The organism is Glutamicibacter ardleyensis, assembly GCF_014644555.1.
GTDB lineage: Bacteria > Actinomycetota > Actinomycetes > Actinomycetales > Micrococcaceae > Glutamicibacter > Glutamicibacter bergerei.
In genome coordinates, this window is record NZ_BMKX01000002.1 from 201,807 (window position 1) to 215,938 (window position 14,132).

12 protein-coding genes are annotated in these 14,132 nt (G+C 58.8%); 7 read left to right on the forward strand and 5 right to left on the reverse strand.

Features of this window, described 5'->3' with window-relative positions:
* Positions 1–89: 89 nt before the first annotated feature.
* The 5 genes from IEX04_RS05500 to sdhC form a co-directional block, all read right to left on the reverse strand.
* Complete coding sequence (locus tag IEX04_RS05500) at positions 90–1,556, reverse strand: catalase (protein WP_188684341.1); 1,467 nt, start codon at positions 1,554–1,556, stop codon at positions 90–92.
* 358 nt (positions 1,557–1,914) lie between these two features.
* Positions 1,915–2,697, reverse strand: a complete 783-nt coding sequence (locus IEX04_RS05505) for a succinate dehydrogenase iron-sulfur subunit (RefSeq protein WP_096256550.1) — start codon at positions 2,695–2,697, stop codon at positions 1,915–1,917.
* Positions 2,697–4,484, reverse strand: coding sequence for a succinate dehydrogenase flavoprotein subunit (gene sdhA, locus IEX04_RS05510; protein ID WP_188684343.1), 1,788 nt, complete (start codon positions 4,482–4,484; stop codon positions 2,697–2,699). Before sdhA ends, IEX04_RS05505 begins: the two co-directional genes overlap by 1 nt.
* Before the next feature lie 48 nt (positions 4,485–4,532).
* Complete coding sequence (locus IEX04_RS05515) at positions 4,533–4,976, reverse strand: succinate dehydrogenase hydrophobic membrane anchor subunit (protein WP_105678178.1); 444 nt, start codon at positions 4,974–4,976, stop codon at positions 4,533–4,535.
* 3 nt (positions 4,977–4,979) lie between these two features.
* Complete coding sequence (gene sdhC / locus IEX04_RS05520; protein ID WP_170947871.1) at positions 4,980–5,393, reverse strand: succinate dehydrogenase, cytochrome b556 subunit; 414 nt, start codon at positions 5,391–5,393, stop codon at positions 4,980–4,982.
* Between the two features lie 246 nt (positions 5,394–5,639).
* Between sdhC and IEX04_RS05525 the strand changes: the two genes are divergently transcribed.
* From IEX04_RS05525 to IEX04_RS05555, 7 genes are all read left to right on the forward strand, one after another.
* A complete protein-coding gene (locus IEX04_RS05525) occupies positions 5,640–6,752 on the forward strand; it encodes a mannose-1-phosphate guanylyltransferase (RefSeq protein ID WP_188684345.1) in 1,113 nt (370 codons plus the stop codon).
* Positions 6,753–6,850: 98 nt separating this feature from the next.
* On the forward strand, positions 6,851–8,047 hold the full coding sequence (locus IEX04_RS05530; RefSeq protein WP_188684347.1) for an amidohydrolase: 1,197 nt from the start codon (positions 6,851–6,853) through the stop codon (positions 8,045–8,047).
* Between the two features lie 263 nt (positions 8,048–8,310).
* On the forward strand, positions 8,311–9,399 hold the full coding sequence (locus IEX04_RS05535; protein ID WP_096256556.1) for a BMP family lipoprotein: 1,089 nt from the start codon (positions 8,311–8,313) through the stop codon (positions 9,397–9,399).
* A 123-nt stretch (positions 9,400–9,522) separates the two neighbouring features.
* Complete coding sequence (locus tag IEX04_RS05540) at positions 9,523–11,154, forward strand: ABC transporter ATP-binding protein (RefSeq protein ID WP_229677023.1); 1,632 nt, start codon at positions 9,523–9,525, stop codon at positions 11,152–11,154.
* The gene (locus IEX04_RS05545) at positions 11,151–12,383 is read left to right on the forward strand and encodes an ABC transporter permease (protein ID WP_382344640.1); all 1,233 of its coding nucleotides are present in this window, start codon (positions 11,151–11,153) and stop codon (positions 12,381–12,383) included. Before IEX04_RS05540 ends, IEX04_RS05545 begins: the two co-directional genes overlap by 4 nt.
* Complete coding sequence (locus IEX04_RS05550; RefSeq protein WP_096256557.1) at positions 12,380–13,660, forward strand: ABC transporter permease; 1,281 nt, start codon at positions 12,380–12,382, stop codon at positions 13,658–13,660. Before IEX04_RS05545 ends, IEX04_RS05550 begins: the two co-directional genes overlap by 4 nt.
* A gap of 8 nt (positions 13,661–13,668) precedes the next feature.
* Positions 13,669–14,079 carry a cytidine deaminase gene (locus tag IEX04_RS05555; RefSeq protein WP_096256558.1) on the forward strand — a complete coding sequence of 137 codons (411 nt, stop codon included), beginning with the start codon at positions 13,669–13,671 and terminating at the stop codon, positions 14,077–14,079.
* Positions 14,080–14,132: the final 53 nt, after the last annotated feature.

The following is a 14,132-nucleotide window of genomic DNA, read 5'->3' on the forward strand; positions in this document are numbered from 1 at the left end:
CCTGCATCCCTCAGTGCAGAAGCCAAAAAATCCCGTGGAACAAAAATGTTCCACGGGATTTTTATTGCCCTAACGTAGCAGCATCTGAATTACTTGGCGCGTACGTTGGCTTCGATCTTCGCGCCGGTGTCCGCGTCGATGTTCTTCCAGTACTCCAACGCATTGCTCAGCACCGGCTCGGCAACCCCGTCGAGGGCACCGGTGACGGTGTTGACCAGTTCGGCGCGCTGGGCGTCGTCCATGACCTCGCGGACCAGGATGCCTGGCTGGACGAAGTCGCCGTCATCCTCGCGCAGCGTGTAGGCCGCACGGACCAGCTCACCATCGGACTCGAAGGAGTTATCCACCGGTCCGGTCTGGTCGCTGTAGGAATCGCCGAAGGAGTTTGGCGCGTAGACGCTGCGGTCCCCGGTGTGCTCGAAGGTCATATTGCCCTCGAAGTTGTACGAGTTGACCGGGCACTTTGGCTTGTTGACCGGCAGCTGCTGGAAGTTAGTGCCGATGCGGTAGCGCTGTGCGTCGGCGTAGGCGAAGTTACGGCCCAGCAACATCTTGTCCGGGCTCATGCCCATACCTGGGACCATGTTGCCCGGCGAGAAGGCTGCCTGCTCGATCTGCGCGAAGAAGTTCTCCGGGTTACGGTTCAGGGTCAGGGTGCCGACCTTGATACGCGGGTAATCCTTCTTGGACCAGACCTTGGTCAGGTCAAACGGGTTATAGCGGTAGGTCTTTGCCTCGTCGTACGGCATGATCTGTACGTAGAGGTCCCACTTGGGGAAATTGCCGGCCTTAATGTTGTCGAACAAGTCGCGGCGGTGGAATTCGGCGTCCGATCCAGCCAGTGCCTCGGCCTCGGCGCCAGGCATGGTCTCGAACTTGTCGGACTGCTTGTTCAGGAAGTGGTACTTAACCCAGAACTTCTCACCGGCAGCGTTGACCCACATATAGGTGTGCGAGCCGTAGCCGTTCATTTCGCGCCAGGTCTTAGGTAGGCCGCGCTGGCCCATGATGTAGGTGACCTGGTGAGCTGATTCGGGGTTCTGCGTCCAGAAGTCCCACTGCATGGTGCCGTCGCGAAGGCCAGAATCTGGCAGGCGCTTCTGCGAGCGGATGAAGTGTGGGAACTTCATTGGGTCGCGCAGGAAGAAGACCGGGGTGTTGTTGCCGACCAGGTCAAAGTTGCCTTCGGTGGTGTAGAACTTCATTGAGAAGCCACGCACGTCGCGCCAGGTGTCGGGGGAGCCAAGCTCACCGGCGACGGTGGAGAAGCGCATCAGGGTTTCGGTTTTCACGCCTGGCTGGAACAGTGCAGCCTTGGTGTACTGCGAAATGTCTTCGGTGGTTTCGAATTCGCCGAATGCGCCGGCGCCCTTAGCGTGCGGGCGGCGTTCGGGCACGTTCATGCGGTTGAAGTGCTGCAGGGTTTCGACCAGGTGGTGGTCGTGCAGGACGATCGGGCCATCTGCGCCTACGGTCAGGGAGTTGCGGTCACTGACCGCTGGGATACCTGCCTGGGTGGTCGAACCGCCAGGGTTCACGTTCTGATTCTCAGCCATTGTTTCTCCTTTTGCATGGATCCTACATTTTTGTCAGGAAGAGTGTGGCGGGGATTGACTCCGCTGTGCTTCGCCCTGGCAAGGGCCTCATCCACGGGCGCGGAACGCACCGTAGAGGTCTGTGAAATTTTTGGGTTCCGGACGGCTCAGAGTTTGCCTACGCCCAGAGGCGCGGTGTGCAAACTGGTACAAATAACCGGTGAAGCCCATAGCTCCCATCATGCCATAAATTTGAATGGATCCAAATAGGGAATGTGGAATTTACCGCATTGTTGCTAGGCGTTAATTGCCTGGTTAACGCACAAAGAGGCTCGAACCAAGTGGTTCGAGCCTCTTTGGGAGGACTAAGGACTAATCCTTAGACGGTGCGCGACAAGATTGCCTGCTTGACCTCGGCGATAGCCTGGGTCACCTGGATGCCACGTGGGCATGCTTCGGTGCAGTTGAAGGTGGTGCGGCAACGCCACACACCTTCCTTGTCGTTCAGGATCTCCAAACGCATATCGCCTGCATCATCGCGCGAGTCGAAGATGAAGCGGTGAGCGTTGACGATTGCTGCCGGGCCGAAGTACTGGCCATCGGTCCAGAAGACCGGGCAAGACGAGGTGCACGCAGCGCAAAGAATGCACTTGGTGGTGTCCTCGAACTTAGCGTGGTCCGCTGCCGACTGGTAACGCTCGCCCGATGGCTCGTGGCCATCGTTGATCAAGAACGGCATGATCTCGCGGTAGGACTGGAAGAACGGTTCCATGTCGACGATGAGGTCCTTTTCAAGGGGCAGGCCCTTGATGGCTTCAACGGTGATCGGCTTGGAAGTGTCTAGATCCTTGAGCAGGGTCTTGCAAGCAAGACGGTTGCGGCCGTTGATGCGCATGGCATCCGAACCGCAGACGCCGTGTGCGCAAGAGCGACGGAAGGACAGTGAACCGTCGTGCTCCCACTTGACCTTGTGCAGGGCGTCCAGCACGCGGTCGGTGCCGTACATGGTCAGCTTGAAGTCTTCCCAGTACGCGTCAGCGGTGCTCTCCGGGGTGTAACGGCGAACGCGCAGGGTGATGTTGAAGGTAGGGATTTCTCCGCCACCGCCGACACCTGGCTTCAGCTCGATCTTTGATGCTGGTTCCGGAAGTTCCGTGCTCATTAGTACTTACGCTCCATCGGCTGGTAACGGGTAAAGATGACGGGCTTGGTTTCCATGCGAATGCCTGAAATGCCCTCGGTGGTAGCCGTTGCGTCGCGGTAGGACATCGAGTGCTTCATGAAGTTCTCGTCGTCGCGGTTCGGGAAGTCCTCGCGGTAGTGACCACCGCGTGATTCCTTGCGGTGCATGGCGGCAGCGGTCATAACCTCTGCCATGTCCAGCAAGAAGCCAAGCTCGATGGCTTCCAGAAGGTCAAGGTTGAAGCGCTTGCCCTTATCCTGGACCGAAACGTTCTTATAACGCTCGCGTAGTTCTTCGATGACAACCAGTGCGCGATCCAGCGAATCCTTATCGCGGAATACCTGAACGTTAGCGTCCATGATGTCCTGAAGTTCCTTACGCAGTACCGCAACACGCTCGGTACCGGTGGAGTTCAGCATCGCATCGATCTGGGTGCTGGTGAACTTCTCTGGATCTTCTGGAAGTGCGACGAAGTCAGCGGTAGCCGCGTACTTCGCTGCCGAGAGGCCGGCGCGCTTACCGAAGACATTGATGTCCAACAGCGAGTTGGTGCCCAGACGGTTTGATCCGTGGACCGAGACGCAGGCGACTTCGCCGGCCGCGTAAAGCCCTGGGATCACGGTGTCGTTGTCCTGCAGGACCTCGGCATCGATGTTGGTAGGGATGCCACCCATCACGTAGTGCGCGGTCGGGAAGACCGGTACCGGCTCGGTGTATGGCTCTACACCCAGGTAGGTACGGGCGAACTCGGTGATGTCCGGAAGCTTCGCATCGATGTGCGCTGGTTCCAGGTGGGTGAGGTCAAGCAGTACGTAATCCTTGTTAGGACCACAGCCGCGGCCTTCGCGCACCTCGTTGGCCATCGAACGCGCGACAATGTCACGCGGTGCGAGGTCCTTAATGGTTGGTGCGTAGCGCTCCATGAAGCGCTCACCTTCGGAGTTACGCAGGATTGCGCCTTCGCCACGAGCAGCCTCGGAAAGCAGGATGCCCAGCCCGGCCAAGCCGGTCGGGTGGAACTGCACAAATTCCATATCTTCCAGCGGGATGCCCTTGCGGAAGGCGATGCCCATGCCGTCACCGGTGAGGGTGTGGGCGTTGGAGGTGGTCTTGAAGACCTTGCCGGCGCCACCGGTTGCGAAGACAACCGACTTGGCCTGGAAGATGTGTAGCTCGCCGGTAGCCAGATCGTAAGATACGACGCCAGCAACGCGCTTCTGCTTGTAGGCGGTGCCATCCTCGCGGTAGGCATCTTCTTCAACCATCAGCATGTCCAGCACGTAGTACTCGTTGTAGAACTCAACGTTGTGCTTGACGCAGTTTTGGTAGAGGGTCTGCAAGATCATGTGACCGGTGCGGTCTGCTGCGTAGCAAGCACGGCGAACCGCTGCCTTGCCGTGGTCACGGGTGTGACCGCCGAAGCGACGCTGGTCAATCTTGCCCTCTGGGGTGCGGTTGAATGGCAGACCCATTTTTTCCAGGTCGAGCACGGCGTCGATGGCTTCCTTCGCCATGACCTCCGCTGCGTCCTGGTCAACCAGGTAGTCGCCACCCTTAACGGTGTCGAAGGTGTGCCACTCCCAGTTGTCTTCCTCGACGTTGGCAAGTGCTGCACACATGCCGCCCTGGGCCGCACCGGTGTGCGAACGGGTTGGGTAAAGCTTGGTTAGCACTGCGGTGTGTGCGCGCTGACCGGATTCGATCGCCGCACGCATACCTGCACCACCGGCACCGACGATGACTACGTCGTACTTGTGTACCTGCATTCTTGATGCTCTCTTTTCTAAAAAATCTTTGTGACTAAAAAACGGGTTCTAGCACTGTGGCAACGGGCTGTTCACGATGCATGGATCGAAGGTGAAGATCACCAGGGAGCCAAGCACGATGATGAAGATCGTTGCTACGTAGAGCAGACCCTTTAGCCACGCACGGGTTGCGTGCTTCTCGGCGTAATCGTTGATGATGGTACGCACACCGTTAGTGCCGTGCAGCATCGACAACCACAGCAGTGCCAAATCCCAGAACTGCCATACTGGATCGGCCCACTTGCCGGCAACAAAGCCGAAGGAGAGGCCGTTTACGCCCTCGCCGGTGAGCAGGTTAGCGATGAGGTGCCCGAAAATCAGGATGACCAGCACTACGCCCGAGAGGCGCATAAACAGCCATGCAAGCATCTCGAAGTTGCCGCGCGACTTTGGTCCGCGAACATACTTCGGATCTAGACGCTGGCTACGTGGTTCAGCAATTTCTGCGCTCATGGTTTAGTGTCCTCCGAATGCAAGCGAGAGGTGACGGATTGCGAAGCCGGCGAATACAACTACCCAAACGCCGATGACACCCCACAACAGCTGACGCTGGTACTTGGTGCCCTGTTTCCAGAAGTCAACCAAGATCAAACGCAGACCATTAAACGCGTGGAAAAGGATGGCAGCGACCAAAGCGGTTTCGCCCAATGCCATCAAGGGGTTTTTGTACGTGGCAATCACTGCGTCGTATGCACTGGCATCGACGCGTACAAGTGCTGTATCAAGCACGTGCACTAAAAGAAAAAGGAAAATAACGACACCGGTGACCCGGTGTCCCACCCAGGACCACATGCCTTCACGGCCGCGGTATAGGGTGCCTGACGAAGTCTTCGACACTGAACTAAACCTCCAAGGCTCGCAACGGCGCATGTGTATATTGCACACAATGAGATTTGACGCACTTGTGCGAGCGTTCCTTGTGCGAGTCTAAACCACAAATGAGCCTTGGTTCTATCTTGAGTCTTGTGCTTGTGAGTATGTTCACCGAATAGTGGCATTTTTGCGCTTAACGGCCGGGAATACGCGCGTAATAACGCATAGTTGCATGGCGTATTTATTGGTGGCGAAGTGTCTCAATGACGGGGTTTGCCCACCGAATGAATTAGTGTAGACCGTGTGAATGCAGACCTTTTAGCGCGCTTCCATGGCGTCATCCCGGCCGGTGGCGTCGGAACCCGATTGTGGCCCCTCTCCCGAGCCTCGGCTCCCAAATTCCTGCACGATCTCACCGGATCGGGCTCGACGCTGATTCGTGCGACCTTTGATCGTCTGGTCCCGCTGGCCGGCGAACGGATTATGGTCGTCACCGGCAAGGCGCACCGTGGAGCGGTCGTAGCCCAACTGCCCGAAATCTCCGATGAAAACCTGGTGCTCGAACCGGCACCACGCGATTCGGCCGCAGCTATCGGTTTGGCTGCCGCAATTCTTTACCGCCGCGACCCCAACATCATCATGGGTTCTTTCGCGGCGGACCAGGTTATCGGTCCGGTAGAAATCTTCCAGCAGGCGCTGGTCGAAGCGATCCATACCGCGGCCACCGGCAAGATCGTCACCATCGGTATTCACCCCACCCACGCCTCCACCGCCTTTGGCTACATCAAGGCCGGTGAATCTCTGGACGTAGTTAACGCGCCCAGTGCGCGTGGTGTGGTGGAGTTCGTGGAGAAGCCGGACGAAGATACCGCCCGGCGTTATCTAGCCGGGGGCGGATTCCTCTGGAACGCCGGAATGTTTGTCGCACCGGTGGGATTGATGCTCAAACATCTCGAAGCTAATGAACCGGACCTCTATACGGGACTGATGCGCATCGCCGACGCGTGGGATACCGAGCAGCGCGACGAGGTCATGACCGAGGTGTGGGAAAACCTGCCAAAGACCGCGATTGACTACGCGGTGGCCGAGCCGGCCGCGGCCGCCGGTGACGTCGCGGTGATCCCGGGTATTTTCAACTGGGATGATGTCGGAGACTTCGCCGCCATCGGCCGTTTGAACAGCGAAGACGCCGAAGAGGGCGTCATCACCCTCGGTGAGGCAGTGCGGGTGTACGCCGACAACGCCACCGGCGTGGTCTACAGCGATCGACCACGAGTGGTTGCACTGATCGGCATCGATGACGTGATCGTGGTGGATACCACCGATGCGTTGTTGGTGACCACCAAGGAGCACGCGCAAAAGGTCAAAGCGACCGTGGAACAGCTCAAGGAGCGCGGGGATACCTCGGTCCTCTAGGTCGGGCAGAGCGCAAGACTATTTCATCGGGTGTCCAAAAGTTACGTGCTGGCTAGGAAGCGCATGGCTCGGGGCGTATCTTCGTTAAGGTGTCTTCGATGAATGAAAATGGCAAGTTAGCATCCGTCCAGCAGTGGACCGAGCCGTTACTGCCTGCGCTGCTGGAGTTCCGCCGCGAGCTACACCGCAACCCGGAGCTTTCCTTCGCCGAGTTCCAGAGCACCGCACGGATCCTTAACACGTTGCGTGAAGCCGGATTGGACCCGGTGCCGATGGAGCAAACCGGAGCGTTTGTTGATGTGGGGCAGGGTCCGATTCGTTTGGGGCTGCGCGCCGACATTGATGCCTTGCCGGTGCTCGAAGAAACCGGACTGGAATTCGCCTCAATGACCGACGGGGTAGCCCACGCGTGCGGCCACGACATTCACACGACGGTGATGCTCGGGGTGGCCTTGGCGCTCAAATCCATGGACGATGCCGGTGCACTGCACGGCAAAATCCGGGTGATCTTCCAGCCTGCCGAAGAAAAGCTACCTGGCGGTGCGCTCTCGGTGATCGAACAGGGGATTTTGGACGAGGTTCCCCGCGTGCTCGCATTGCACTGTGATCCGCGCATCGACGTGGGAAAGATCGGTACTCGTATCGGAGCGATCACCTCTGCCAGCGACACCATCCGCATCGAGGTTAATGGTCGGGGAGGGCATACCTCACGGCCACATCTGACCGAAGATATTGTCTTTGCGATGAGCCAGATCGCCACCCAGGTCCCGGCGGTGCTCGGACGCAAGCTTGATGTACGTTCAGCGGTATCGGTGGTGTGGGGGCAAATTCACGCCGGGAGCGCGCCGAACGCGATTCCGGCCACCGGCTACCTTGCTGGCACCATGCGTTGCCTCGACGGTGAGGTTTGGTACGCCGCCGGAGAGCTACTGGATGCGACCGTTCGTCAGGTGGCCGCGCCCTATGGCGTTGAAATTAAAATGCAGCATACCCGCGGGGTTCCGCCGGTAATTAATGCCCCGGCGGAGACGGCCTTGATCGAAGACGCGGCGCGTCGTGAATTCGGTGCTGCCGCTATTGAGCTGACTCCGCAGTCCATGGGCGGGGAAGACTTTGCGTGGATGACGCAGAAGGTTTCTGGGGCGATGTTGCGCTTGGGTACCCGTACCCCGGGTGGCAAAACCTTTGACCTGCATCGGGGGGACTACAACCCGGACGAGCGCAGTATTTCTGTTGGCGTCCGGCTGATGGCAGCGGCGGCCATTCAAGCCATCGACGAAGCGCTGGCCAACTAGGGGAAACCCGAAAATTTTTAACACTTGTTTGACGCTTTAACAAACTGTCATCTGACTAGGGTGTTGGCGTTAAGCGCTTGCCGTCTTGTGGTCTGGAAGTTACCGGTTTGTAATCTTCAACGTCTTTACCTAAGGCGTATCTCCGATAGGCTATGGAAACGATGGGAAAGCTAGTACTTTTTTGCCACTCGCGAAGGTCAACTTCACGAATCTAAAGGTTCCTCGCCTCCCGGTAATCTCGCACTTCACTCATGGAGGTTTAGATGCGCTTCTTATCGCGCAAGACCGGTGTGGCCGCGGCCATGCTCGGCATTTCAGCTTTGGCATTAAGCGCCTGTGGCGCTGCCCCAGAAGATTCCGACAAAGCCGCCGGAAACTCTGACTACATTGGCTGCATCGTTTCCGACTCCGGCGGATTTGATGACCAGTCCTTCAACGAGTCATCGCACCGTGGCCTGATGGCCGCTGCCGATGATATTGGTTTTAAGCCACGCGAGGCAGAGTCGAAGTCCAACTCGGACTTCGCCACTAACCTCACTGGCATGATGAATGCCGGTTGTAATCTGACCGTCACCGTTGGCTTCCTGCTTGGCGATGCGACTGCGCAGGCCGCTGCCGCTAACCCTGAAAAGCACTTCGCGATCGTCGACTTCCAGTACGAGAAGCCGATCGAAAACGTCAAGCCGATCATCTATGACACGGCTCAGGCTGCCTTCTTGGCAGGCTACGCAGCTGCAGCAGCCTCCGAGACCGGCACAGTAGCCACCTTCGGCGGCGTCAAGATCCCTACCGTGACCATCTTCATGGACGGCTTCGCCGACGGCGTCGCAAAGTTCAACGAAGACAAGGGCGAAAACGTCAAGCTCCTTGGCTGGGATAAGAAGAAGCAGGATGGTACCTTCACCGGCGACTTCGAAAAGCAGGATAAGGGCAAGCAGGTGACCAAGAACTTCATCGACAACGGTGCAGACGTGGTCATGCCGGTTGCAGGCCCCGTAGGCAAGGGCGCCGGTGCTGCAGTGGTTGACGCAAATAAGGGCGGCAAGGACGTCAAACTGATTTGGGTTGACTCCGACGGTTACGAAACCGCTCCAGACTACAAGGCCGTCATGCTGACTTCCGTGGTCAAGACCATGGACAAGGCAGTCGAAGAAGTCATCGTCACCGACGCTGACGGCAATTTCGACGCAACCCCTTACGTGGGAACCCTGGAGAACGAGGGTGTGGCACTGGCCCCATTCCACGATTTTGACTCCAAGATCTCCGATGAGACCAAGTCCGAACTGGACGCACTGAAGGCATCGATCATCTCCGGTGACCTGAAGGTTGAATCGAAGGCCAGCCCTAAGTAGGGTTTGCACCACCACAGAATAAGTCATCCGAGCGCGTCACCGCTCACCGCCTGAGCGGTGAACTGGTGACGCGCTCTATGACTGCCCACCGCCCAACAACCGAACAACAAAGATGGTGGAATCGTGAAACTCGAACTACGAGGAATCTCGAAGGCCTTCGGTTCTTTCTACGCCAATAAGGATATCGACCTCGTGGTCGATAATGCCCAAATCCACTGTTTGCTCGGTGAAAATGGCGCGGGAAAGTCCACGCTGATGAACGTGCTCTACGGCCTGTATCAGCCGACCGAGGGTCAAATCCTGATCGACGACAAGCCCGTACAATTCTCCGGGCCAGGCGATGCGATGGCAGCCGGCATCGGCATGGTGCACCAGCACTTTATGCTGATCCCGGTCTTCACCGTCGCCGAAAACATTGCTCTGGGAGCCGAGGCCACGAAGGCCGGCGGCGTCCTGGACCTTCAAGTTACGCGCAAGAAGATCCGTGAAATCTCCGATCGCTACGGGTTCGACGTTGACCCCGACGCGATCGTCGAGGATTTGCCGGTCGGCGTGCAACAGCGCGTGGAAATTATCAAGGCCCTGGTCCGTGAGGCGAAGGTGCTCATTCTTGATGAGCCGACCGCGGTGCTGACCCCGCAGGAAACCGACGAGCTGTTGGACATCATGCGCCAGCTCAAAGCCAATGGCACCTCGATCGTGTTTATCTCACACAAGCTGCGCGAGGTCCGTGCGGTCTCCGATGTGATCACCGTAGTGCGCCGCGGTCTGGTGATCGATTCGGTGGCCCCCGAAACTTCCACCACCGACCTGGCTAACCTGATGGTGGGCCGTGCGGTGCAGCTAAATCTGAACAAGGAAGCCGCAACTCCGGGTGCAGCGAGCTTGGTGGTCCGCGATGTCAGTGTGGTCAACGCCGCCGGCACCACCACCTTGGACCATGTCTCCTTCGAAATCCACCAGGGCGAAATCCTCGCCGTGGCAGGTGTTCAGGGCAACGGACAAACCGAGCTGACCGAGGCGATTCTAGGCACCCAGCCGGTGACCGCCGGATCGATCAAGCTTGACGGTTTGGAACTTGTTGGCAAATCGGTCAAGCAGGTTTTGCGCGCCGGCGTCGGCTTTGTCCCCGAGGACCGCTCGGTGCACGGACTGGTCACCCAGTTCTCCATCGAAGAGAACCTGATCTTGGACCTGTATGACCGCAAACCCTTCGGCAAGGGTATTTCGATGAACCTGGACGCGATGAAGAAGAACGCGACCAAGCAGATCGCGGACTTCGACGTGCGTACCGACAACGCGTTGAACCCGGCCTCCAGCCTGTCCGGCGGCAACCAGCAAAAGGTCGTGATGGCCCGCGAGCTGAGCCGCGACTTGAAGCTGTTCATCGCCTCGCAGCCTACCCGCGGCGTGGACGTGGGCTCGATTGAATTCCTGCACCGGCGCATCGTCGCCGAACGCGACAAGGGAACCCCGGTAATGATCGTCTCCACCGAACTGGACGAGGTCATGGAGCTCGCGGACCGCATTGCGGTGCTCTACAAGGGCAAGATCAACGGCATCGTGCCGGGCAATACCTCCCGCGAGGTGCTCGGCCTGATGATGGCCGGAGTCTCCCAAGCCGATGCGATCAGCCAGGCCGATCATGTTAAGGCCGACGCCGAACCAGTAGAAGCACAACCGGTACCTGCCCAAGCACCGCAGGTCACCCACAAACCTAAGCACAGCACCACAGCGGAAGGAGATGCGCAGTGAGTGAGCAAACCATCGGTCAGCCGCCTGCCGGCGACAAGCCCGTAGCGCCGCCCGAGGGCAAAAACTCGAATAACGAGCTATTTCGCAAAATCACGCAGGGTCCGGGCCTCGTCTCGGTGCTGGGTGTTTTTGTCGCGCTGGTCATCGGCGGACTGTTGGTGGCTGTCACCGACAAAAAAGTTATCGAGACCGCCGGCTACGTCTTCGCCCGCCCCAGCGATTTTTTCACCCAGCTGTGGCGTGCCGGAACCGAGAGCTACGTGGCGCTGTTTAACGGCTCCATCTACAACTCCGCACAGGGTTTTTCCCCCTTCTTGGAGACGCTTACGGTCTCCACACCGCTGATCTGTGCAGGTTTGGGCGTTGCTTTGGCCTTCCGCGCCGGCATGTTCAACATCGGCGCCCAAGGTCAGATCATCATCGGCGCCACCATGGCCGGATATGTCGGCTTCGCTTGGCACCTGCCGCTGGTGCTGCACCTGCTCTTGGTGGTGCTCTTCGGTCTGCTCGGTGGCGCGTTATGGGGCGGACTGGTAGGCCTGCTTAAGGCTCGCACCGGCGCACACGAAGTGATCTTGACGATCATGTTCAACTACGTGGCGCTGTACCTGTTGGATTTCTTGATGAATACCACCGCCTTCCGTCGTCCCGGTGAGACTAACCCGATCTCCCCGATTCTGGATGCCAATGCGACCTTCCCGGTACTGACTGGCTCGCGCTTGCACCTTGGTTTTGTGATGGCGATCTTGTTGACGGTGCTGGTGGCCTGGATGCTTAAACGCTCCACGCTGGGCTTCGAATTCCGTGCGGTAGGGCATAACCCTGAAGCCGCCCGTACCGCCGGCGTGAACGTCGCGCGCACCACCATCTTGGCGATGGCCTTCGCCGGTGCGTTGGCAGGCGCCGCTGGTGTTGCACAGGTAGCCGGCACCGAGAAGGTGCTCACCGTTGGTGTGGCCGGTTCGTTGGGCTTTGACGCGATCACCGTCGCGCTCCTTGGCCGCTCCACCCCGTGGGGAACCTTCTTCGCTGGGTTGCTCTTCGGCGCCTTCCGCGCCGGTGCGGTCAACATGCAGATTTCCACCGGAACCCCGATCGACATTGTCTTGGTGGTGCAGTCACTGATCGTCCTGTTCATCGCCGCCCCACCACTGGTGAAGTCGATCTTTGGGATGAATCCTAAAAAGCGCGTCCGCAAAACCGAAACCATCAAGGCAGGTGCCAAGTGACCACCACGACCTCAGCGGCCCTGCAGCCGTCGATCTCCCTGTTACCTAGCAAAAAGACTCCAATAGTGCTTAGTGTGATCGCTTTGATCACGCTAATCAGCTTCGGTTTCCTAGGCAGCAGCCAGGCCGCGAACTTCTCGTTGAGCACCAACACCGATGCGTTTAAGATCCCTGACCTGGTCTTCCCAGGTATGGCGACAAATATCGTCTTCGGTGTGCTGCTGCTCGCGGTCGCTGGCTACTCCTGGTGGCTACGTTCCAAGGGACGCACATTGCCCACCTACGCTGTAGTGCTCTGCGCGGTGCTTTTTGTGCTCGGCTTCCTTATTTGGGTGGTCTCTGGCGCGAACATCAACAGTATTTCTCTGGCCAGCCTACTGGCCGGTGCGGTAGTGCTCGCCGTCCCACTGGTGTTCGGTTCGCTGTCCGGGGTGCTCTGTGAGCGTGCCGGCGTGGTCAACATCGCCATCGAAGGCCAACTACTCGGTGGTGCATTCACCGCGGCGATCGTCGCTTCGATCACCAAGAACGCCTTTGCCGGGTTGATCGCCGCAGGCATCGCCGGCGCACTGGTCTCCCTGGTGCTCGCGTTATTTGCGATCAAGTACCTGGTCAACCAGATCATCGTCGGTGTGGTGCTCAACGTGCTCGTCTCGGGCATCACCGGGTTCCTGTTCACCACGGTGATGCAGGAAGATCCGGAACTGTTTAACTCCCCGGCGCACCTTCCGGTCATTGCGATCCCCGGGCTGAGCGCCATTCCGGTGCTGGGCCCGATCCTGTTCAAGCAGTCGGTCATCGGCTACCTGATGTACCTGGCGGTCTTCCTGGTCTGGTTCGGGTTGTTCAAAACCCGTTGGGGTCTGCGCGTGCGTGCGGTCGGTGAACACCCGAAGGCGGCCGACACCCTAGGCATCAAGGTTAACGCCACCCGCTTTTGGAATGTCACCTTGGGCGGCATCATCGCCGGTATTGGTGGCTCCTTCTTCACCCTGGTGGCCATCGACTCCTTCACCAAGGAAATCTCCGGCGGACGCGGCTTCATCGCGTTGGCCGCGGTGATCTTTGGCCGCTGGAACCCGATTGGCGCCTTCGCCGCCGCGTTGCTCTTCGGCTTCGCGGACAACCTCCAGGTGATCCTCACGATCATCGGCACCCCGGTGCCAAGCCAGTTCATGGCAATGATGCCGTACCTGGTGACGATCTTCGCCGTCGCCGGTCTGGTGGGCCGCTCACGCGGACCTGCCGCCGCCGGCGAACCCTATGTGAAGGAATGACATTTCCCATGGAAAACAACACCGCGCCGTGGTCGCAGCTTGAAGCTGCGGCCGCGGCGGCGCTGTCCAAGGCGTACGCACCCTATTCGAAGTTCCGGGTGGGTGCCGCGGCGATGACCACCGATGGACGGTTGATCTCCGGTTGCAATATCGAAAATGCCGCCTACGGGGTGACCCTGTGCGCCGAATGCGCGATGGTCGGCGAATTATTTGCCACCGGCGGCGGCAAGCTCCAGCACTTTTTGTGCTTGGGCCAGCTCGAAGATGGTCCGGTTCAGCTGATCACTCCTTGCGGCCGCTGCCGTCAGCTGCTCTTTGAGCACCGCGCACCGGATATGGAAGTACAAACCGACACGGGTGTACTGAGCATGGAGCAGCTGTTGCCCTATGCCTTTGGACCCAACGATATTTCACTCTAAGCCGTAGTTTCCCAGCGGTCTCAAACACCGACGCTTTCCACCAGTAAGGAGCC